This window comes from Streptomyces sp. MK37H (assembly GCF_018035285.1).
GTDB lineage: Bacteria > Actinomycetota > Actinomycetes > Streptomycetales > Streptomycetaceae > Streptomyces > Streptomyces endocoffeicus.
On sequence record NZ_JAAAYH010000009.1, the window covers coordinates 22,652 to 43,179 of the forward strand.

13 protein-coding genes and 4 pseudogenes are annotated in these 20,528 nt (G+C 71.5%); 12 read left to right on the plus strand and 5 right to left on the minus strand.

Annotated features, from left to right (window positions below):
* The first annotated feature begins 142 nt into the window (after positions 1–142).
* Positions 143–7,417: a type I polyketide synthase gene (locus tag GWI24_RS02955; protein ID WP_210944316.1), complete on the plus strand. Its 7,275-nt coding sequence runs from the start codon at positions 143–145 to the stop codon at positions 7,415–7,417.
* Positions 7,414–8,247, plus strand: a complete 834-nt coding sequence (locus GWI24_RS02960; protein WP_210944317.1) for a thioesterase II family protein — start codon at positions 7,414–7,416, stop codon at positions 8,245–8,247. Before GWI24_RS02955 ends, GWI24_RS02960 begins: the two co-directional genes overlap by 4 nt.
* On the opposite strand, the gene GWI24_RS02965 is transcribed toward GWI24_RS02960, so the two are convergent.
* The 3 genes and pseudogenes from GWI24_RS02965 to GWI24_RS02975 all read right to left on the minus strand — a co-directional run bounded on the left by GWI24_RS02965 (position 8,244) and on the right by GWI24_RS02975 (position 9,877).
* Positions 8,244–8,432, minus strand: coding sequence for an amino acid permease C-terminal domain-containing protein (locus GWI24_RS02965; RefSeq protein WP_247615793.1), 189 nt, complete (start codon positions 8,430–8,432; stop codon positions 8,244–8,246). The two genes, GWI24_RS02960 and GWI24_RS02965, sit on opposite strands and share 4 nt — an antisense overlap.
* A gap of 11 nt (positions 8,433–8,443) precedes the next feature.
* Positions 8,444–8,614 (minus strand): annotated as a pseudogene (locus GWI24_RS46750) (amino acid permease); the annotation flags it as partial.
* Between the two features lie 273 nt (positions 8,615–8,887).
* Entirely contained in the window at positions 8,888–9,877 is a 990-nt protein-coding gene (locus GWI24_RS02975) for a LysR family transcriptional regulator (RefSeq protein WP_210944318.1), read from the minus strand.
* A 239-nt stretch (positions 9,878–10,116) separates the two neighbouring features.
* Between GWI24_RS02975 and GWI24_RS02980 the strand changes: the two are divergent.
* The 7 genes and pseudogenes from GWI24_RS02980 to GWI24_RS03015 all read left to right on the plus strand — a co-directional run bounded on the left by GWI24_RS02980 (position 10,117) and on the right by GWI24_RS03015 (position 17,021).
* Positions 10,117–11,224: pseudogene (locus tag GWI24_RS02980) on the plus strand (NAD(P)/FAD-dependent oxidoreductase).
* A gap of 31 nt (positions 11,225–11,255) precedes the next feature.
* Complete coding sequence (locus GWI24_RS02985; RefSeq protein ID WP_210944319.1) at positions 11,256–12,653, plus strand: 2-oxoadipate dioxygenase/decarboxylase family protein; 1,398 nt, start codon at positions 11,256–11,258, stop codon at positions 12,651–12,653.
* A 22-nt stretch (positions 12,654–12,675) separates the two neighbouring features.
* Positions 12,676–14,205, plus strand: coding sequence for an aldehyde dehydrogenase family protein (locus tag GWI24_RS02990; RefSeq protein ID WP_210944320.1), 1,530 nt, complete (start codon positions 12,676–12,678; stop codon positions 14,203–14,205).
* A gap of 322 nt (positions 14,206–14,527) precedes the next feature.
* Positions 14,528–15,259, plus strand: a complete 732-nt coding sequence (locus tag GWI24_RS03000) for a helix-turn-helix transcriptional regulator (RefSeq protein WP_308343390.1) — start codon at positions 14,528–14,530, stop codon at positions 15,257–15,259.
* 75 nt (positions 15,260–15,334) lie between these two features.
* A pseudogene (locus tag GWI24_RS03005) lies at positions 15,335–15,658 on the plus strand (DUF2690 domain-containing protein); the annotation flags it as partial.
* A 227-nt stretch (positions 15,659–15,885) separates the two neighbouring features.
* Positions 15,886–16,431 (plus strand): hypothetical protein, encoded by a 546-nt coding sequence (locus GWI24_RS03010; protein WP_308343392.1) that lies wholly within the window; start codon positions 15,886–15,888, stop codon positions 16,429–16,431.
* Between the two features lie 179 nt (positions 16,432–16,610).
* Positions 16,611–17,021: a VOC family protein gene (locus GWI24_RS03015; RefSeq protein ID WP_247615794.1), complete on the plus strand. Its 411-nt coding sequence runs from the start codon at positions 16,611–16,613 to the stop codon at positions 17,019–17,021.
* A 44-nt stretch (positions 17,022–17,065) separates the two neighbouring features.
* On the opposite strand, the gene GWI24_RS03020 is transcribed toward GWI24_RS03015, so the two are convergent.
* Positions 17,066–17,596: a GNAT family N-acetyltransferase gene (locus tag GWI24_RS03020; RefSeq protein ID WP_210944324.1), complete on the minus strand. Its 531-nt coding sequence runs from the start codon at positions 17,594–17,596 to the stop codon at positions 17,066–17,068.
* Between the two features lie 643 nt (positions 17,597–18,239).
* Here GWI24_RS03020 and GWI24_RS46755 point away from each other — a divergent pair.
* The 3 genes and pseudogenes from GWI24_RS46755 to GWI24_RS03030 all read left to right on the plus strand — a co-directional run.
* Positions 18,240–18,572, plus strand: a pseudogene (locus tag GWI24_RS46755) (MFS transporter); the annotation flags it as partial.
* Positions 18,573–18,735: 163 nt separating this feature from the next.
* A complete protein-coding gene (locus GWI24_RS03025; protein ID WP_210944325.1) occupies positions 18,736–18,897 on the plus strand; it encodes a hypothetical protein in 162 nt (53 codons plus the stop codon).
* An 86-nt stretch (positions 18,898–18,983) separates the two neighbouring features.
* Positions 18,984–19,994, plus strand: coding sequence for a Glu/Leu/Phe/Val dehydrogenase (locus tag GWI24_RS03030; protein WP_210944326.1), 1,011 nt, complete (start codon positions 18,984–18,986; stop codon positions 19,992–19,994).
* 36 nt (positions 19,995–20,030) lie between these two features.
* On the opposite strand, the gene GWI24_RS03035 is transcribed toward GWI24_RS03030, so the two are convergent.
* A complete protein-coding gene (locus tag GWI24_RS03035; protein ID WP_210944327.1) occupies positions 20,031–20,471 on the minus strand; it encodes a hypothetical protein in 441 nt (146 codons plus the stop codon).
* Positions 20,472–20,528 lie beyond the last annotated feature (57 nt).

Genomic DNA, 20,528 nt, shown 5'->3' on the forward strand with positions numbered 1-20,528 from the left:
CGAGGCCGTCGCGATCTTCGACTGGCGCCGGAACGGCCCGCGACGCGACCGCGAGAAGCCAGGGAAGAGTTCCCCGTCACAAGCCATTGACCAGGAACTCTCGTTGATCTCGTTGGTAAGGTCAGGATTGATGGCACATCGAATGATCTCCACACCGACCGCCCCGTTCTCCCGCGAAGAGCAGCCCGGCGACATCGCCATCGTCGGGCTCAGCTGCCGACTGCCCGGTGGCATCACGGCGCCCGAGGGGCTGTGGGCCGCGCTCGAGGCCGGCCGCGATCTGGTCGGTGAGATACCCGCGGACCGGTTCGACGCACGCCGGTTCGTGGACCCCGATCCACGACGCCCCGGAAAGGCGTACACGAACGCGGGCGGATTCCTGGCGGACATCACCGGATTCGACGCCGCGTTCTTCGGGCTGTCGCCCCGCGAGGCGAGCCGGATGGACCCGCAGCAGCGGCTGCTGCTGGAGTTGGCCAGGGAGGCCCTCGACGACGCCGGTATCGATCCGGGGACCCTCGCGGGGTCGGACTCCGGGGTCCATGTGGGGGTGAGCAACGCCAATTACGGCCAGCTCCAGTACGCCCGCCCGGAGGCGATCACGGCGTACACGATGGCGGGGGCGGCGCTGTGCAACACCGCCAACCGGATCTCGCACCTGTTCGATCTGCGGGGGCCGTCCATGGCGGTGGACACCGCCTGTTCCTCCTCCCTGGTCGCCCTGCACCAGGCATGTGCCCAACTGCGCGCCGGGGACGGCGGAGTGGCGCTCGCGTGCGGGATCAACCTGCTGCTGAGCCCGGGGGATTTCATCGGGTTCTCCAAGGCGTCCATGCTCTCCCGCAGCGGCCGTTGCCGCTCCTTCTCCGCGGACGCCGACGGCTACGTGCGCGCCGAGGGCGGCGCGGTGGTGGTGCTCAAACGCCTCGCCGACGCCAAGGCGGACGGGGACACCGTGCACGCCGTGGTCCTCGGCACCGGAGTGGGCGCGGACGGGCGCACCCCCGGACTGTCGCTGCCCAGCGCGGAGGCCCAGGAGCGGCTGATGCGCCAGGTGCACCGCCGCGCCGGGGTGCGACCCGAGGACGTGTCCTATGTGGAGGCGCACGGCACCGGTACGCAGGCGGGCGACCCGATCGAATGCCGGGCGCTGGGCGATGCGCTCGGCGCGGACCGGGGCACTCCGCTGCCCATCGGCTCGGTGAAGTCGAACCTCGGCCATCTGGAGTCCGGGGCGGGCATGGCCGGTCTGCTCAAATGCGTGCTGATGCTGCGCCACGGGGTGATTCCGGCGTCGCTGCACGCCGAACCGCTCAACCCCGCCATCGACTTCTCCGGGCTGGGCCTGGAGCCGGTGACCGCGCCGCGGCCCCTGGCCCCGGGGGCACTGGCGATCAACTCGTTCGGCTTCGGCGGGGCCAACGCCCACGCCGTCCTCGGCCCGCCGCCCGTACCCTGCGCGACCGCGCCGCCGGAGGTGACGTCCCTGCCGGTGGTGGTCTCGGCGGCCACCCCGGAGGCGCTCGCCGAGGCCGTCGCCCGCACCGCGGCCCGGCTCCGGGATGCCACCGACTCGTTCTACGACATCGCCCACACCAGCTGCCTGCGGCGCGGACACCACCGCGAACGGGCCGCCGTCGTAGCGGACAGCGCCGAACAGGCCGCCGCACTGCTGGAGACGATCGCCGAGGGCACCCCCGGGGGCGGGGCAGCCTCAATCGGCGCGACCCCGGGGCCGGTGGCGTTCGTGTACTCCGGCAACGGCGCCCAGTGGGCGGGCATGGGCGCCGAACTCCTCGACGCCGCACCGGCGTTCCGCGACGCCGTAACCGAGGCGGACACCGCACTGGCCGGACATCTGGGCTGGTCGGTGCTGGCGGAACTGAGGTCCGCGCAGCCGGAACTGCACCGGACCGAGATCGCCCAGCCGCTGCTGTTCGCGGTGCAGATCGGGCTGACCGCGCTGCTGCGGGAGCGTGGCATCCGGCCCGCCGCGGTGGCGGGACATTCGGTGGGCGAAGTGGCCGCGGCATACGCCTGCGGGGCGCTGGACCTGGCGACGGCCTGCCGCGTCATCGCCGAACGCGGCCTCGCGCAGGCGGACACCGCCGGTGGCGGCCGGATGGCGGCGGTGGGGCTCCCCGCCGACGAGGCCGCCACGCTGATCGAAGGCCGGGGCCTGGAGCTGGCCGGAGTGAACAGCCCCACCGATGTGACCCTCTCCGGACCCGCCGAAGAACTCTCCGCGCTCGGCGACGAGTTGCTCCGCCGCGGTGTCTTCTTCCGAGAGCTGAACCTGGATTACGCCTTCCACAGCCGCTCGATGGAGCCGATCCGGGACCGGCTCCACACATCGCTGACCGGGCTTGCGCCACGAGCCGGGACCGCGGCGTTCGTCTCCACCGTCACCGGCGGGACACTGCCGGGCACCGAGCTGGGCGCCGGATACTGGTGGCGCAACATCCGGGAGCCGGTGCTGTTCGGCCCCGCCATCACCACGCTGGCGGACGAACACGGCTGCGGCACCATCGTGGAGATCGGCCCCCATCCGGTGCTGCTGGGCTATCTGCGCAGGCAGTGCGCCGCCGCGGACCGGCCGGTGACCACCGTCGGCACCCTGTCCCGCGAGGCGGCAGGCGCCACCGCGGTGCGAACCGCCTGCGCTGCCGTGCTCGCCGCCGGGGCCGAGGTCGACTGGGACACCTGGTTCCCGGTACGCGGCCGGGTGGTGCCACTGCCCGCCTACCCATGGCAGCGCGAACACCACCTCAACGGCGCCCCGGATTGGTGGACGGCGGGACCGGGTGGCGGCGGACAGGAGTCGGGACACCAACTGCTCGGCGACCGGTTGCCGACCGTGGAACCCACCTGGCAGACCCCGGTCGAACCGTCCCGGCACGGCTGGATCGGCGACCACCGGGTCAGCGGGTCGGTCGTGATGCCGGGTGCCGCGTACCTGGAGATGGCGCTCGCGGCAGGCCGGACCCGCCACGAGGGGGCCGTGGAGGTCACCGGCCTCGACATCGGCAAGGCGCTGGTCCTGCCGTGGGACGACCCCGGCATGGACACCACCGTGCAGACCCGCCTCGCCGGTGAAGTACTCCGCGTGGCCTCCCGCCGGGGCGACGAGGACTGGCAGGAACACGCGAAGGCGCGGGTGCGCCGCCTGCACAGTGGGCCTCCCGCGCCCCTGGATCTGGCGGCCCTCCGCACAGCCGCCCGCACCGAGATTTCCGGGGAACGGCACTATGCACGGATGCGGCAGGTCGAGCTGGCGTACGGGGAGGCGTTCCGCGGCGTCCAACGGCTCACCGTGGCCGACGACACGGTGCTCGCCGACTACGCCAACCCCTCCGGGGCGCAGGGGTTCCACGCCCACCCAGCCCTGATCGACGCCACGCTGCAATCCATCGCGGCGCTGCTTCCCCACGCCGAGAACGGGCAGGTCCACCAGTTCCTGCCCGCCGAACTGGAACGGGTCCGCTTCTGGCGGACCCCCGCCGACCGAGGCGTGGCACTGATCCGGACACGCCGCCTGACGCTGCGCGAGGCGGTGGTGGACATCACCGTCGCCGATCCGGACGGCACCGTCGCCATGGAACTACGCGGAGTCCACGTACGCCGCAACAAGGGAGCGGCGAGCGGCATCGACCGCATCGTCAGCACCCTCCGCGCCGCACCGCTGCCCGGGACCACCGGCCCGCCCGGACTGCCGACGGCCACCGCGCTCGCCGCCATGCGGGCCACCGAAGTGGCGGCGCTGAACGAGGCAGCCCGACGCCACGACAGCCCCGCCTTCGTACACCGGATCAAACACCTGACCGGCCACTTCGTGACGGCCGCACTCGCCGAACTGGAGGCGAAGGGCGCGCGGCCGGCCGACCGCAGGCTGTACGAGAACCTGCGGGCACTCGCCGAACGAGAAGGCGTGCCCGACCGCACCCCGGAACCGGACCGCCTCCTCACCGAGTTGCTGCGCGACTTCCCCGCCATGGCCCCGGAACTGCTCCTGTACGCGCGATGCGGCCCGCAACTGGCCGGCGTGCTCACCGGGGACGTCGATCCGGTGCAATTGCTCTTCTCGGACACCGAGCGCCTCGCCGAGCTGCACTACACCACCTCCGTGGTGCACCACTACCTGAACCGGATGGCCGGGGAGCTGCTCACCGGGCTGGTGGACGCCTGGCCGACGGACCGGCCGCTGCGGGTCCTGGAGGTAGGCGCGGGCACCGGGTCCACCACCGCCTGGCTGCTGCCCCGGCTGCCCGCCGACCGCACCACGTACACATATACGGACATCTCCAGCGCGTTCTTCCCGCGAGCCCGCCACCGGTTCGCCTGCCACCGGTTCCTCGACTACCGGACGCTGGATCTGGACCGGAACCCCGCCGAACAGGGCTTCGCCGCCGCCTCCTTCGACCTGGTCATCGCAGCCAACGTCCTGCACGCCACCACCGATGTGCGCCGGGCCCTCGGCCATGTCACCGAACTCCTGGACAGCGGTGGCCGATTGCTCGCCGTGGAATTCCACGACAACGACCTCTTCGCCCCCTGCTACGGGCTGCTCCCCTCGGCGGCCGGCTTCACCGACACGGAGCTGCGCGAGGACACGCTGCTCGCCCGCGAACGGTGGCCCGAAGTGCTGCGCTCCGCCGGGTTCACCGATGTGGCCCAGCTCGGCGAGGAGCCCATCTGCTCGGTGCTCCTCGCCGACCGGGGGATGCGCGAACAGCCCGTGCCGCAGCCCGCGGCCACCGCGCCCGGCCACTTCCTGGTGGCCACGGACGGCCTCGACGACCTGGCCCAATCCGTGGTGGCACGACTGCGCGGTCCGGGCCGCTCGGTACGCCGCATCGACGCCCCCGACAACGCCGCGCGATGGGGCACCGCACTGAACGACACCGACCAGAGCACCGGAATCCTGGTCATGCTCGGTGACGAAACCGCCGGGGACACGGATGGCCCCGTCGGCCTGGTCGTCCGCCAGGCGGCAATCCTCAGGGCGATGGTCACCGCCTGCCAGGCGCTGCCCGAGAGCCGCGAGGTACGCGCCTGGGTGCTGACGCCCGGCGAGCACACCGCCGTCCCCGAACGCCCCGCCCCGGCCGCCGCCTGGGCCCAAGCACGCACCCTGACCAGCGAGAACCCCCTGCTGAGGATCCGCAGGATCGCGGTGGCCCCCGGCGCGACCGCGACGGACATCCGCGCGGAGCTGCTCGCCGGAACCGACGAGGACGAGGCCGTGCTCACCGCGGGCGGACGCTTCGTACCACGGATCACCGAGCGCCGCCCCGCCACCCACACCGTCCGCCCCTTCGCCCTGGCCGTGGCAGACGACGGACCGGCCTGGACGGCGGTGGCCGCGCCCGAACCCGCACCGGGAGAAGTGGTCATCGAGGTGCGGGCGGCGGCGCTCAACTACGCCGACATCATGGTCTCCCGGGGACTGGTACCGCCCATGGCCGAGACACCGGAGGCCGGAACCCCGCTGCTGGGCCTCGAATGCGCCGGAGTGGTGACCCACGTCGGCGCCGATGTGACCGACCGGGCCGTGGGCGATCGGGTGTTGGTCGCCCAGTCCGGAAGCCTCGCCTCGCATGTGCGCTGCCCGGCCCGGCTCACCATCCCCATCCCCGAGCAGATGCCGTTCACCGAGGCGGCCACCATCCCGACGGTCTTCGCCACCGTGCACTACGGTCTCGACTACCTGGCCCGGCTCCGCCACGGCGAGACGATCCTCGTGCACGGAGCCGCCGGCGGAGTGGGACTGGCCGCGCTGCGCTACGCCGAACACGTCGGCGTCACCGTCATCGCCACCGCCGGCACCCCCGCCAAACGCCAGCTGCTGCGCCTGCTCGGCTATGAACACGTACTGGACTCGCGAAGCCTCGGCTTCGCCGACGAGGTCCTCGACATCACCGAGGGCCGCGGGGTGGACGTCGTCCTCAACTCGGTGGCCGGGGAGGCGCTGGGCCGCGGCATGGAACTGCTGCGCCCGCACGGCCGGTTCGTGGAACTCGGGAAGCGCGACATCCTCGCCGACAACGCGCTCGCCCTGCGGCCGTTCTCCCATGACCTCTCCTTCTTCGGAGTCGACCTCACCAGTCTGCTCCAGGGCGACAGCCCGGTGGCCGGACAGATGATCGACGAACTGGCCGCGCGCGTCGCGTCCGGGACGTACCGGCCCCTGCCGCACCTCACCTACCCGGCGGACCAGATCGCCGACGCCATGGCGCTGCTGCGGGACTCCCGCCACATCGGCAAACTCGTCATCACGCTCGACCCCGCGGAACCGGTCCCCGTACGCGTACCACGACCGCCCGTGGTCCTGGACCCGGAGGCGACGTACCTCGTCACCGGCGGTCTGGGCGGGTTCGGCGCCGCCACCGCCCTCTGGCTGGCCCGCCGCGGGGCACGCCACCTCGCGCTGGCCTCCCGCAGCGGCGCCGCCCACCCGGAGGCCCGTACGGTGCTCGCCCGCATCACCGACGAGGGGGCGCGGGCCACCGCCTACGCCACCGACATCACCGACCCCGCGGCCACTCGGGAACTGGTGGCCGCGATCGACGCCACCGGCCATCCGCTGCGCGGAGTCATCAACGCCGCCATGGTGCTCGACGACGTCCTCGACGACGCCACCGCGGTGGAGCTCGACGACGAGCGGACCCGCGCGGTGGTGAGCCCGAAACTCGACGGGACGGCACACCTGGACCGGCTCACCCGCGACCGGCCACTCGACTTCTTCGTCTTCTACAGTTCCATCTCCGCGCTCGCGGGCAACCTCCGGCAGAGCACTTACGCCGCGGGCAACCTGGCGGGCGAGGCGATCATCCGGCAGCGCCGGGCCGCGGGGCTGCCCGGACTGGCCGTGCAGTGGTGCGCCATCTCCGACACCGGCTACGCCGACCGGGCCGGCATGGTCGACACCATGCGGCAGGCCGGGTTCGGGGAACTCGACTCCACCACCGCCACCCGGGTTCTCGGCGAGCTGATCACCGATCCCGATGCGGACGTCGTCATGGTGGGGAACACGGACTGGGCGCAGACCGCGAAGCTCCTCCCCGCCGTCGCCGCACCGCGCTTCGCCGAGATCCTGCCCGACCCGGACGCCGATCCCCATGACGCCGACCGGAACATACCGGAGCTGGTGCGCTTGGCGGACGAGCCGGAGGCGCTGGCCGTCGTCACCGAGGTGCTGGTCTCGGCGCTGGCCGCGGTATTGCACACCTCTCCGGAGCGCATCGACCCCGACACCCGGCTCGACCAGCTCGGCCTGGAATCGCTGATGGCGGCCGAGCTGAGCTCCGTACTGCAACGCAGGCTGGACTGCGTCGTCCCGACGATGGAACTGGCCACCGCGGCCGGTGTCCGGCAGCTCGCCCCGCGCCTGCTCGGGCGGGTCAGGCGGGGCGCATGACACCGCAAGCACCGTTCCCCACCCCGGAACTCAATCGGCTCACCGACCGGCAGACCGCGCGGATCCGGCTCTACTGCGTGCCGCCGTCCGGCACCGGATCGGAGTTCTTCCTGCCCTGGGTCGCCACGTTCTCCGAACTCTTCGACCTGGTCGCCGTCGACCTGCCCGGCCGCGGCACCCGCACCGGGGAACCGTCGATCACCGACATCGGCTGGGCCGCCACCGGCATCGCGGAAGCCATCGCCGCGGACCTGCGGCACCGGCCACCCGCCGACGGCTTCTACGCCGTCTTCGGCCACAGCTTCGGAGCGCTGCTCGCCTTCGAAGCCACCCACCGGCTCCGGTCGGCCTTGCGCACCGAGCCGGACCTGCTCGCGCTGTCCGCCGTTCCGCCACCGGGCCGCGACGGACTCGACGACCACATCGCGCGCAACCTCGGCTCCGGGATCGCCGCCATCACCGAGATCATGGGCTGGGAGGCACCGGCCGACGACGCGCTCGCCCGGACCGTCTACACCCCGTTCCTCGCGGACGCGGTGGCGCTGCTGCACCATACGCGCCAGGCATGGCCACCGCTGCGCGCGCGGCTGAGCGTCTTCGGCGGACTCGACGACCCGATGGTCGACCCCGAGACGCTGCACGAGTGGGGCGCCTGCACGACGGCCGACGCCCGGGTCCACCGCTTTCCCGGTGGCCACCACTATCTGCGCACCCAAGTGGCGGAGGTGGTCGGTCGGCTGACGGACGATCTGCTGGCCGCGTACCGGAGTCCGGCCCCCGATCCGGCCCCGCCGCGGTCGGCGCCTCCTTTGACGACAGACCCTGGCTAGGCCCCGAGGGTGTGCGGCTGCTCCGGCTCATCGGTGTCGGCCAGGTCGTCCAGGGTGTCGAGGTCCACGGACCCTCCGGGCATCACCTGGCGGGTGCGCCGATAGCCGTAGGCGCCGTAGATGACCAGCCCGGCAACGAGCCACGCCCCCAGCCGCACCCAGGTCTCCCACTGCAGGAACGACATCAGCCAGCCGGATACGCGAAGGCCGCGCACAGCGACGCGGCTCCGGCGACCAGGAACGAGATCAGTACGGCGGGACCGGCGACGTCCCTGGCGACGGCCGCTGCCAGGCTGAAGATGCCGGCCCCGATGATCGCGCCGACGCCGATCATCGTCAGCTGGGTGAGCCCGAGGGTGCGCACCATGCGCTCGCCCGCGGGCTGTTCGGAGGGGAGTGTGCGCCGGAAGATCCCCTGGGGGGCCTCTTCCCAGGAGGGCGGGAAGCCCGGGCTTGGGGGTGTGGTTGGGGACATGGCTGGCTCCATGGCAGACAAACGGCGGCACGACGGGCCACCGACGTGGTGTGGGTCACCACTGGCCTGAAACCATCACCCAGGGTCTGCCGCGCCCGAAAGACTCAGCAGCGCGGCAACTTGCGCTCCTGAGACCAAGAAAACCTGGGCCCGTTCGTGGCCTCGTCAGCGGGTGAGGAGCGTGTTCCCGCTTTGCTGCCGGCCCCCGGGTGGCCGCCGGCCCGCCGAGGTGCGCAGGACATCCACCAGCGCGGCCACCGTCGGCCGGTGCTCGGCGAAGGAGCGGCACACCACCACGATGTGGCGTTCCATCGTCTCGTGCAGCTCCAGGACATCGAGGGAGGACGGGCGCAGCCGGAGCATCAGATCCGTCACCACGCTGACCCCGACACCGGCCTCGACCAGGGCCAGGGTGGCGGCCGTGTCCGTCACTTCGTGCAGCACCTGCGGTTCGAAACCGGCGCGGCGGCAGGCGGTGAGCACGGCGCGGCCGTAGTAACTGCCGGCTGACGGCAGGATCCATCCCAGGTCCCCGGTGTCGGCGAGCGAGACCTTCTGCCGGCCGGACCTGCCGGACTGACCAGACCGCCCGGATTTACCGGACCGGCCGGCCATGGTCCCGGTGGGAACCGCGAGCGAGAAGCGCTCCCGGGACAGCTCCCGCACCCGCAGGGACGGATCTCGCGGGATGGGCACGTCCGGGTAGTCCAGCCCCAGCGCCAGGTCCACGCTTCCGCCGGCCACCGCGTCGTACACCTCGTCCACGTCCATGTCCCGGCTGCGCACGGTCACGCCGGGGTGCGTCTCGCGCACCTGCCGCAGAGCGGGTGGCAGGATCTCGGCGGCGGCCGTGGCGAAGAGTCCGACCCGCAGCGTTCCGGAGATCTCGTTCCGGGTGCGCTCCAGCGCTTCGACGGCCTCGGCCTCCGTGGTGAGGATGCGCTCGGCGTGCAGGGCCAGGGTCGCCCCGGCGTCGGTGAGTTCCACCCGGCGTCCCACCCGCCGCAGCAGTTGCCTGCCGGTGGCCTTCTCCAGCGCGGTGATCTGCTGCGATACCCCGCCGGGGGTGTATCCCAGGGCCTCCGCGACCGCGGTGATGGTGCCGCGTCTGGTCAGTTCCACCAGCGAACGCAGCTGTGCACTCGTCCAGTCCACATAGGGATCCTAAAAGATCAGAAGCATGGACCGTTGATAGACGTCAACGTTTGGTGTGCTGCACGATGACGAAGAGATCGCTGATCGGCATCGCTCTGTCCTGACAGCCCTGCCGCCCCCGGGCATGGACCCGTCCTCGTCCGGTGAGGTGGCCTCTGGAAGGGAGTGGTCTGTTGTCCTCCTCCGCCTTCCGCACCGTTCCCGCCTCCGCCGATGTCGTGATCGTCGGTGGCGGCGTGATGGGTGCGAGCACCGCGTTTCACCTCGCCGAGGCCGGGGTGACGAACATCGTCGTCGTCGAGCGCGGCGACCTCGGCTGCGGCAGTTCGGGCAAGCCGATCGGTGGCGTACGCGCCCAGTTCTCCGATCCGCTCAATATCGAGCTGGGCAGCCGCAGCCTGCGCGCCTACCAGGAGTTCCGCCACCGGCCCGGCGCCGACATCCGGCTCGACACCGTCGGCTACCTCTTCCTGCTCGACAGCGCACAGCAGGCGAGTGACTTCGAGGCCGGGGTTCAGCTCCAGAACAGTCTGGGCGTGCCGAGCCGCATGATCCCCCCCGAAGAGGCCCAGCGTCTGTGTCCCTATCTCAGCACCGATGGCCTCGTGGCCGCCGCGTACTCCCCCGCCGACGGGCACGCCCGCCCCGGGCTGGTCGTCCAGGGGTACGCCCGGGCGGCGGCCCGGGCCGGTGTCACCATCGCCACCCACACCGTGGTGTCCGGCCTCGACACGGCCCGGGACCGGGTCGTCGGTGTGCACACCAGCCACGGCCGCATCGCGTGCTCCACCGTGATCTGCGCGGCGGGGGCCTGGTCGGCGCGGATCGGGGAGATGGTGGGCGTCAACCTCCCGGTCCGGCCGGTGAAGCGGCAGCTGGCGTTCACCGCGCCGATCACACCGCCCGCCCCGCGCATCCCGTTCACCATCGACTTCTCCTCGACCGCCTACTTCCACAACAGCGACGACGGTCTGCTGCTCGGGCTGGCCGACCCCGACCAGGAGGACGGCTTCGAACACCACCTGGACCCCGGAGTGGCTGGAGCTGTTCCGCACCGTCGCCCGCCACCGCGCCCCGGCCCTGGCCGGCATGGAGACCGCCGGCGGATGGGCCGGTCTGTACGAGGTCACACCGGACCACAACGCACTGATCGGCCGCTCCGGCGAGCTGCCCAACTTCCTCTACGCGGCCGGGTTTTCCGGCCACGGTTTCCTCCAGGCGCCCGCGGTCGGCGAGGTCGTGCGCGATCTGTACCTGGAGCGGGAGCCGTTCACCGACATCTCCCCGCTCAGCGCCGACCGGTTCCGCCGCGGCGCCGAGATACGCCCCGAAGCACACGTGGTGTGAACCGAGAACCCCGATCGAAAGGCCCCGAACCATGTCAACGCTCAGTCAGTGGCAGCTGAGGGCCGCGTTCGCGGCGCGGCTGTCGGAGATGTACGGGCAGGAGGTCCCCGCCTACACCACGCTCGTGGACGTCTCACGCGAGGTCAACGAGGACGTCCTGCGCGCACGGGGAGCCGATGCGACACGTCTCGGGTCCATCAGCCGGGTGACCGCCGAGCGGCACGGGGCCATCCGTGTCGGCACGCCACGGGAGTTGGGGCAAGTGGCCCGGATCTTCGGCGCCCTCGGCATGCACCCGGTGGGCTTCTACGACCTGCGGGAGGCCGCGGCCAGCGCCGTCCCCGTCGTCTCCACCGCCTTCCGGCCGGTGGACGGCGAGGAACTGGCGCGCAATCCCTTCCGGGTGTTCACCTCCATGCTCACCCCGGCCGACCCCCGCTTCTTCGACGCCGAGCTGCGCTCGCGCCTGGAAGCCTTCCTCGCGGACCGCGAGCTCTTTCCCCCCGAGCTGCTCGCGCTGGCCGACCGCGCCACCGCCGAGCGGGAGCTGCCCCAGGAGGAGGCCGAGCGGTTCCTGCACCTCGCCGTGCGGGCGTTCGAGCTGTCCGCCGACCCGGTCGACAAGAGCTGGTACGAGACCCTGGAGCGGATCTCCGCCGTGGCCGCGGACATCGGCGGTGTGCGCAGCACCCACATCAACCACCTCACCCCACGCGTCCTCGACATCGACGAGCTGTACCGGCGCATGACCGATCGCGGCATCGAGATGATCGACACCATCCAGGGCCCGCCGGCCTGGAAGGGCCCCGATGTGCTGCTGCGGCAGACCTCCTTCCGGGCCCTGGCCGAACCCCGCGCGATGCGTACCCCGGACGGCAGCGTCATCAGCGGCGCCCTGAGGGTCCGCTTCGGTGAGGTCGAGGCCCGCGGTATCGCCCTCACCCGCGAGGGCCGGGCCCTCTACGACGAACTCCTCGGCCACGTGGACGAGCAGATGTCCCGGAACCCCTCGGCATCCCGCGGTGAGATCGCGCGCGGCGTGTGGGAGCGACATCTGCCCGGCAGCGAACAGGAGCTCGCCGCCAAGGGGCTGGCCTACTTCACCTACCGCCTCCACCCCGACCGGCCCCGCGACGACACCCGGCCACCCACGAACATCGGCGAACTGCTGCGGCGGGGCTGGGTACGGGCCGAGCCCATCGTCTACGAGGACTTCCTGCCCCGCTCCGCCGCCGGGATCTTCCAGTCCAACCTCAGTGGCGACGGCACCCGCCACAGCGACCAGCAGGGCACGGCGTACGACGCGGACTGGCTCTCCGGCGCCATCGGCCGCGACGTCCTGGACCCGTTCGCCCTCTACGCGCGGCAGCAGAACGCCTCCCTCGCACACGTCGCCCGTGAGCTGGGCCTCACCGACGCCCTCAGCTGACCCCTCACCCCGGAGGACCGCCATGACCAGCACCGCACTGCCCACCACGGACGACCTGCGCGCCCGCGCCCGTACCGCCCTCGACAACATCGGCGTCGACGTGACCGAGGGCGGCGACTTCTCCGCCCGCACACCGCTCACCGGCGAGAGCCTCTTCGGGCTCACGGCCGCCACCGACGCCGACACCGAAGACGCCATCGCGGCGTCCCGTACGGCCTTCCTCACCTGGCGGACCACGCCCGCGCCGCGCCGTGGTGAACTCGTGCGCCGCCTCGGTGAGTTGCTGCGCGAACACAAGAGCGACCTGGCCGACCTCGTCACCGTCGAGGCGGGCAAGATCCGCTCCGAGGCGCTCGGCGAGATCCAGGAGATGATCGACATCTGCGACTTCGCGGTCGGCCTGTCCCGGCAGCTGTACGGCCGCACGATCGCCTCCGAACGCCCCGGCCACCGTCTCGCCGAGACCTGGCACCCGCTCGGCGTGGTCGGCGTCATCTCCGCCTTCAACTTCCCCGCAGCCGTGTGGTCGTGGAACACCGCCGTCGCCCTCGTCTGCGGCGACACCGTGATCTGGAAGCCCTCGGAGCTCACCCCGCTGATCTCGCTGGCCTGCGACCACCTGCTCGGCCGGGCCGCCGACGAGGTCGGCGCGCCCCGCGACGTACACCGTCTCCTGCTCGGTGACCGTGCGGTCGGTGAGAAGCTCGTCGACGATCCGCGCGTCGCGCTCGTCAGCGCCACCGGCTCCACCCGCATGGGCCGCGAGGTCGGCCCCCGTGTCGCCGCCCGCTTCGGCCGCAGCCTGCTGGAACTCGGCGGCAACAACGCGGCGATCGTCGCCCCGTCCGCCGATCTCGACCTCGCCATCCAGGGCATCGTCTTCGCCGCGGCCGGCACCGCGGGCCAGCGCTGTACGACACTGCGCCGCCTCATCGTCCACCGCGACCTCGCCGACACCCTCGTCGAGCGGCTGACCGCCGCCTACGGCAAGCTCCCCATCGGCGATCCGTTCGAGGAAACCACGCTGGTCGGCCCGCTCATCTCCGCCGCCGCCCTCGACACCATGAACAGCGCCCTCACCCGCGTCCAGGCCCAGGGCGGCAAGATCCTGGCGGGCGGCAACCGGCGCCTGGCCGAGGCCGCCCCCGCGGCCGCCTACGTCGAGCCGGTCCTCGTCCGCGTCGACGCACAGACGGACGTCGTACGGGAGGAGACCTTCGCACCGATCCTGTACGTCCTCACGTACGACACCCTCGAGGAGGCGATCGCGCTGCACAACGAGGTCCCCCAGGGCCTGTCGTCCAGCATCTTCACCCGCGACCAGCGGGAAGCCGAGATCTTCCTGTCCGCCGCGGGCTCCGACTGCGGTATCGCCAACGTCAACATCGGCACCTCCGGGGCCGAGATCGGCGGTGCCTTCGGCGGCGAGAAGGACACCGGCGGCGGCCGGGAGTCCGGCTCCGACGCCTGGAAGGCGTATATGCGCTCGGCCACCAACACCATCAACTACTCCAGCGAGCTCTCCCTCGCCCAGGGCGTCAGCTTCCTCTGATCAGGCACTTCTCCCACTCGTGCGCGGACGGCGGTCCGTCCTCCCCCCGTGAAGGACGGACCGCCGTCGTGGTGTGGTGTGGCGGGTGGTGAGGGCGGCGCGGGGTGGACCGCGCCGCCCGACTCGCGGTACCGAGACTGCCGACCCACCCCTGCCGCCTGCCAGGGTCCGCGGCGCATTGACGAGCTCGGGGGACGTCCCACGCGCTGACCTGCGCGGATATCCCCCGCGAGGACGCACCGCCGGGACGTGATGGGCCGGGGTCCGGGACGCACGCCGACCGAGGGGCGTGCGGTGGGGCAGGGTATGGAGAACCAAGAGGGTGCCGCCACGGCAGGCGGTGGAGGAACTGGCCCGGGTGGGCGGCGTCGAGCCGACCCGCCTGCTGGTGCTCCACGAGGTGGCCGAGGCCGCGTGGCGGGAGAGAACGGCGGTGTCGGACGACCGGCCCATGCCGACGGAGGCACCGGAGCGAAGGGGCGTACGCCCTCGGGTGCTGATCGGCGTCTGCGCGGCCGTGGCTGCCACCCGACGGCATCGTCGGCCCGCACACCTGGCAGGTGCTGCGACGATGAAGGACACCGCCCCGCCCGCCACCGCATCCGCATGCACACGCCTGGCCGTGGCGCTGCGCGAGCTCAGGGCGCGTACGGGCCTGAGCATGGCGGCCCTGGCCGAGCGCACCACCTACAGCAAGTCCTCCTGGGAGCGCTACCTCAACGGCAAGCAACTCAACCCGCGCCAAGCCGTCGAAGCGCTGCGCACGATGGCCGGTGAACCGCCCGGACGTCTGCTGGCGCTGTGGGAGCTGGCCGATGGGGAGTGGAGCGGCCGGGCGGGCAGCACGCCCCGCCCCGCGACCGCACAGGCGACGGCGCAACCGGAGTCCGATGTCATGAGCGACCATGGCCGGTCGCCGCGTCCAGCCGAGCCGGATCAACGACACGGCAGGCGTACCGGGTTGCGCGGATGGGCCGCTGTCGGCGTGGCCGCGTGTCTGGTCGGGGCCGCCGTCGCAGCGGCGTGGGTGACAGTCCTGGCGAACACGGGATAGAAGGACTCCGCGGCGCACGAACCCTCGTCCACCGCCCCACCGTCCCCCGCCTGCCATGCCCAGGGCTGTGCCGGCAAGGACCCGGGCCTGATGGGCTGCGGCACACCCGCACGGGTGCGAGCACTCGGCCCGCCACTCCGCACCGCCACCGGCGCCCGGCTGGAGTTCAGATACAGCGCGGCGTGCTCCACCGCATGGGCGCGGATCTGGCACTCGCACATCGGAAAAGTCATCGAGGTATCGGCTGACGGGGGCAGGCCGCAGCGGGCCGAGGTCACCGACACGTACGACGCAGAGGACTACGTCTTCACACCCATGGTCGACGGCACGGACCCCACCAAGCTGCGGGTCTGTTTCGAACCGAGGCTCCACAGCACCCGGGAGTGCTTCACCCGCTGACCAGGCGGGCCCATGCGCGCAGGGCCCGGCCAGGGCCCGAAGCCATGGATGCCGTTTGAGTCCATGCCGTTTGAGTCCAAAAGAATCCCGGGGTACAGTACGACGGCTCCGCTCCCCCACCGCATTCGGCACCCACACCCCATAGGTGGTTTGACATGCGCGCGTCGCACTTAGGTGAATGTTGTACGGTCCTGGTAGAGGATCAGGCGCTCGATGAGTTTCTCGAGGTGGCCGTCGGTGAGTACCAGCACATCACCTCCGAAGCACCGCTGCCGTGCTTCGCTCTCCTCGTGGGTTCGGCGGATCAGGCGACATTGACCGTCGAGCGCGTCGCGTTCGGCCGCAATGCCCGTACCACCGACCCAGCCGCGCGCCGTGAGTTCACCGAGTCGATCGTGCCGCTCTTCGGCCCGGCGTACGAGAATGAGACACGTGGCTGGTGGATCGACTCCCACGACCTGCTGAGAGCCTCGCGCGAGGCCGAAGCCGACGGTCTGGAGATCCTGGGGTCCGTGCATATGCACCCCGACTGGCATCGCATCGGCCCACCGGAGGAGCGACAGCTCATCCTCAGCGAGCGCCCGACCCCGATGGATCAGCACGTCTTCGGCAACACCGGTTGGCCCGTCAACCTCATCTGCTACCTGGAACGTCGCGGCGACGTCATGTACCACGCCCTCGCCGCCTGGGCGCCGCCCCCACCCGAGAGCCCTCACCTCCCGTGCACCGAACTCCCGCTGCGGCTACGGACCAGGAACGTGGTCGGGGTGTGAGGCCGATGACCGCGACTGACGACGAGCGGATCCAAGGACTCTGAGCTCTTCCGCGCGGGAGCCGATGACACCTGGGCGCCGATGACACCTGGGCGCCTCGGCGGATCACCGCATTCCACACCATGATTCCCACCCCCGACCGGCCACCCGCCGGTTTCCGACCGCTGGAGGAATTGCCCATGTCTGACGCGTCCACCCCGGACAGGCCCAAACTGCGGCATCTGGCCATTGTCGCCCGTGACCCCGAGAAGCTGGCCGAGTTCTACAGCGGAATCTTCGAGATGGAGCTCTTCCACCGGGATCCCGATGGCAGTTGCTTCCTCTCCGACGGGTATCTCACCCTCGCCCTCATCAAGCATCAACTCAACGGCGATACCCCGTTGGGCATGAACCACTTCGGTTTCCATGTCGCCGACACGTCCGAGATATCCGCCGCTCTGGTCGCTTCGGGCGCCGATGAGCCCGCCGAGCGCTTCACCAACCGCCCGTTCGCCGAGTACCGGGCCATCGACCCGGAGGGCAACTGGTTCGACCTCTCCGCCCACGGCTTCGGCGGCCCCCGCCCGGCCGCCGAAGCGGACGGCGAGTAACGGCGCCGGGGCGCCGACCGTATGGGGCCGGCGCCCCGCACCCGTCAGCCGACCCGCCGCGCCAACACCTGCCCCGGCCACGCCCCGGAGAGGAAGGGCTCGGTGGGAGTGAAACCATTGCGCTCGTAGAACGCGACGAGTTCACCCCCGCCACCCGCCCAGCAATCGACCCGCAGCAGCGCCACCCCGGCCCGCCGGGTCTCCTCCGCGGCATGGGCCAGCAGCGCCGCTCCGATGCCCCGGCCGGCATGTCGTCGGTCGGAGACCAGCAGCCGGACGTATCGCTCGGGTTCGCCGGCCGGGGCGATCGGCATCTGCGAGCTGGGCCCGGAGTCCAGCACCAGGGCTCCGACAGGTGCCCCGTCCAACTCCGCGATGAATGGGGCGTTCTCGGTCAGGTACCGCTCGACCCGCGCCACTCCGCCGGGCCGCCGCGAGTACGGCATCGTGCCCCACTGCTCGGTGTTGCCGCGATCGTTCATCCAGACCACCGCGGCGTCGAGCAAGTCCAGCACCGCTGGCGCGTCGGCCGGATTGCCCGGTCTGATCCGTATGGTGTAAGTGGTGTCGTTCACGGCGGAAGTCTAGGCAGAAAAATGCACGGAACCGCCGGTCGATCGAATAGGCGTTCAAGCGGATTGCGAAATTCCCCGGGTGAGCGGGAGTTTTGCATCAGACTTTCGGCTGGTTGTGTGCTGCGAGTGGTTCAGCCCGGGACTACGGTGTTTTCGAGGATCTGGCAGAACGAAATCGGCGGCACCGCGGCCCATCGGCATCCGGTGGCGCGGGCTCGGCATCGCGGTTCGCCGTACTGGGGCCCGTTCGCATCTGGCGTGGTGAGCAGGCGCTCCCGGTCCTCAGGCCGCTGGAGCGCGCCGTGCTGTGTGCGCTCCTGCTGCGGGGACGCACCGCCACCGCGAGCGAGCTGGTCGACGGGGTATGGGGAGACGCCCCGCCACCTCAGGCGATCGCCGGCTTACGCACCCACGCCTTCCGTCTTCGCCGAGCGCTGGGGCCCGGTGTACTGCTGTCGGAGGCGGGAGGGTACGCACTGCGGATACGCCCCGGGGCACTGGACCTCGCGGTGTGCGAGGACTACGAGGCGCGGGCGCCTGTTTTCCGCGCTGTCCATCGATGCCCTGGGCACCGGCCTCTTCCTGCCGTTCTCCATCCTCTGCTTCACCGCCACGACCGACCTGACCCTCGGCAGGGGTCGGACTGGCCTTGTCCATCGCGGAGTTGGTGCGCATTCCGGCGACACCGGGTGCTGGGATGTTCGGCGGTCGGTTCGGCGCGCGGAGCACGGTGGTGGTCTCCAACCTCACCCGGGCGGTCGGGTTCTTCAACTACCTCTTGGTGGACTCCTTCGGTCATCTGCTCATCGCCGCGGTCGTCGTGCGGATCGGCAACTCGGCGTTCTGGGTGGCCTATCCGGCGCTGGTACATGACGTCGCCGAGGGGAAGCGCCAGGAGTCCTGGTTCGCCCTGATCACCTCGCTGCGCCATGCGGGACTCGGTGTCGGCGCTCTCGGCGCGAGTCTCGCTGTCGCGATCGGCGGGACGAACGGATACACCGCGACCGTCGCCGTCAACCCGGCACCGTCCTCGCGGTCAACGCCGTACTCGGCGCGGTGCCACGGCAGCGAGTCGGGGCCGATACAACTCGCTCTCCCACACGGCCTTCAGCATCGGCGACGTCGTCACACCCGCCCTCATGACCACACTTCTCGCCCATGGACCGGCCGCCGCCTGGATCCCGATGGCAGCTCTCGCCATGGTCAACACGCACGGCATCACCCTGCTCGCCAACCACCTCCCCGCGATGCGGCGACGCATCAACCACCCCGGCGTCACCGAGCCCGACGGCCGTGGGTAGACGCCGACGGGCGCGTGTCGGCCGGGACGTCCGGGTGGAGCCGGGACATCGGACGCTTGTCGGTGCCGCCGGTGAGAATGCCGGGCATGATGACACCGATCCATGCCGATGGCTTCGAACAGGTCGCGCTCTGCCGCGATGAGGAGACCGGGCTCCGGTCGGTCGTCGTGGTCCACGACACGACGCTCGGACCGGCCCTGGGCGGGGTACGGATGCATGCGTACCCCGACGAAGACGCCGCCGTGGTGGACGGCCTGCGCCTGGCCGAGGCCATGACGCTCAAGGCCGCGGCCGCCGGGCTGAGGCTGGGCGGGGGCTGGAGCATCATGATCGGCGACCCGGCGCGCCACAAGAACGAGGGGCTGCTGCGGGCGCACGGCCGTGCCCTCGCGGCCTTCGAGGGGCGGTTCATCCCGGTCAACGACATCGGCACCACGCAGGCCGACATCCGAGTGATCGGACGGGAGACCTCGCCGGTGTGCGCGGCCGGGGATCCCTCTCCCCTGACGGCGCTGGGGGTCCTGGAGGGAATCCGTGCCTGTCTGCGCGCCTCCGGTGGTGACGGCGGCCTGGCCGGGGTGCGGGTATGCGTCCAGGGAGTGGGCAACGTGGGATCGGCCCTGGCCGATCTGCTGGCCGCGGAGGCCGCGGAGTTGATCGTGGCGGACACCGACCCCCGCCGGGCGTACGCCGTCGCGGCGCGGCACGGCGCTCGGGTCGTCGCACCGGAAGTGGCGCCGACCGTCGCATGCGATGTGCTGGCGCCCTGCGGGCTGGGCAGCGTCGTGACCGACGAGACGCTGCCGCGGCTGGACTGCCGCATCATCGCCGGCGGCGCCAACAACGTCCTGGCCACGCCCGCTCACGCCGCCATGCTTCAGGCGCGCGGAATCCTCTACGCACCCGATTTCTGCGTGAACGCCGGCGGCCTGATCTTCCTGGAGGAGCAGCTCCTCGGCCACGACAGCGCACACGCCGAGGCACGCGTCCGCCAAGTCGGTGTCCGCGTGGCCGAGGTGATCGACCGCTCACGGCGCACCGGCGTACCCACCGCGGACGCCGCCACCGAACTCGCCCGGGCACGGCTGCGTCCGTGACGCGCCGTGCGGACGAGGCGCGACGGCCGCCGATGGCTAGAAGCGCGGCATTCCGGAGGGCGGTTCCGGGATGGCCCGCCTTGCCGTCACCGCCTCGATGAACTCCTGTGGCGGGAGGTAGCCGTGGCCCGTGACGTAGTGGAAGACGAGATTGGGGGCGATGAGCCATCGGCCGTCGCGGGCCAGGAGCCTGATCTCGGCGCTGCCGAGGGTGACCTCGGTGCCGTCGACGTTCACCACGACGGGATAGGGCGGCTTCCCTTCCGGGTGCGGGAGGGTGCAGCTCTGCCAACCCCGCATGCGATTGGTGGAGTTGTCCCGGCAGAGGACCGCGAGCGCGTGGACGAATTCCATCGGCACCTCACCGCGGGGAAACTCCTCCTGCCGCTCCAGCCATCCGACATTGACCGCCTGGACGCCCTGGGGCACCCCGATGCCGGGGGTGTAGGCGTAAGGGGAGCCGTCCTCGTACCGCACCGCGTGTTCCTCTCGTACTCGTGGGGCATCGCTGATGGCCGCTGCCCCGGCGACAGT

Excerpts from the sequence above, each read along its gene's own strand:
- GWI24_RS02955 (WP_210944316.1), top strand. The coding sequence starts at position 143 with ATGATCTCCACACCGACCGCCCCGTTCTCCCGCGAAGAGCAGCCCGGC.
- GWI24_RS02960 (WP_210944317.1), top strand. The coding sequence starts at position 7,414 with ATGACACCGCAAGCACCGTTCCCCACCCCGGAACTCAATCGGCTCACC.
- GWI24_RS02965 (WP_247615793.1), bottom strand. The coding sequence starts at position 8,432 with ATGTCGTTCCTGCAGTGGGAGACCTGGGTGCGGCTGGGGGCGTGGCTC.
- GWI24_RS02985 (WP_210944319.1), top strand. The coding sequence starts at position 11,256 with ATGTCAACGCTCAGTCAGTGGCAGCTGAGGGCCGCGTTCGCGGCGCGG.
- GWI24_RS02990 (WP_210944320.1), top strand. The coding sequence starts at position 12,676 with ATGACCAGCACCGCACTGCCCACCACGGACGACCTGCGCGCCCGCGCC.
- GWI24_RS03015 (WP_247615794.1), top strand. The coding sequence starts at position 16,611 with ATGTCTGACGCGTCCACCCCGGACAGGCCCAAACTGCGGCATCTGGCC.
- GWI24_RS03025 (WP_210944325.1), top strand. The coding sequence starts at position 18,736 with ATGACCACACTTCTCGCCCATGGACCGGCCGCCGCCTGGATCCCGATG.
- GWI24_RS03030 (WP_210944326.1), top strand. The coding sequence starts at position 18,984 with ATGATGACACCGATCCATGCCGATGGCTTCGAACAGGTCGCGCTCTGC.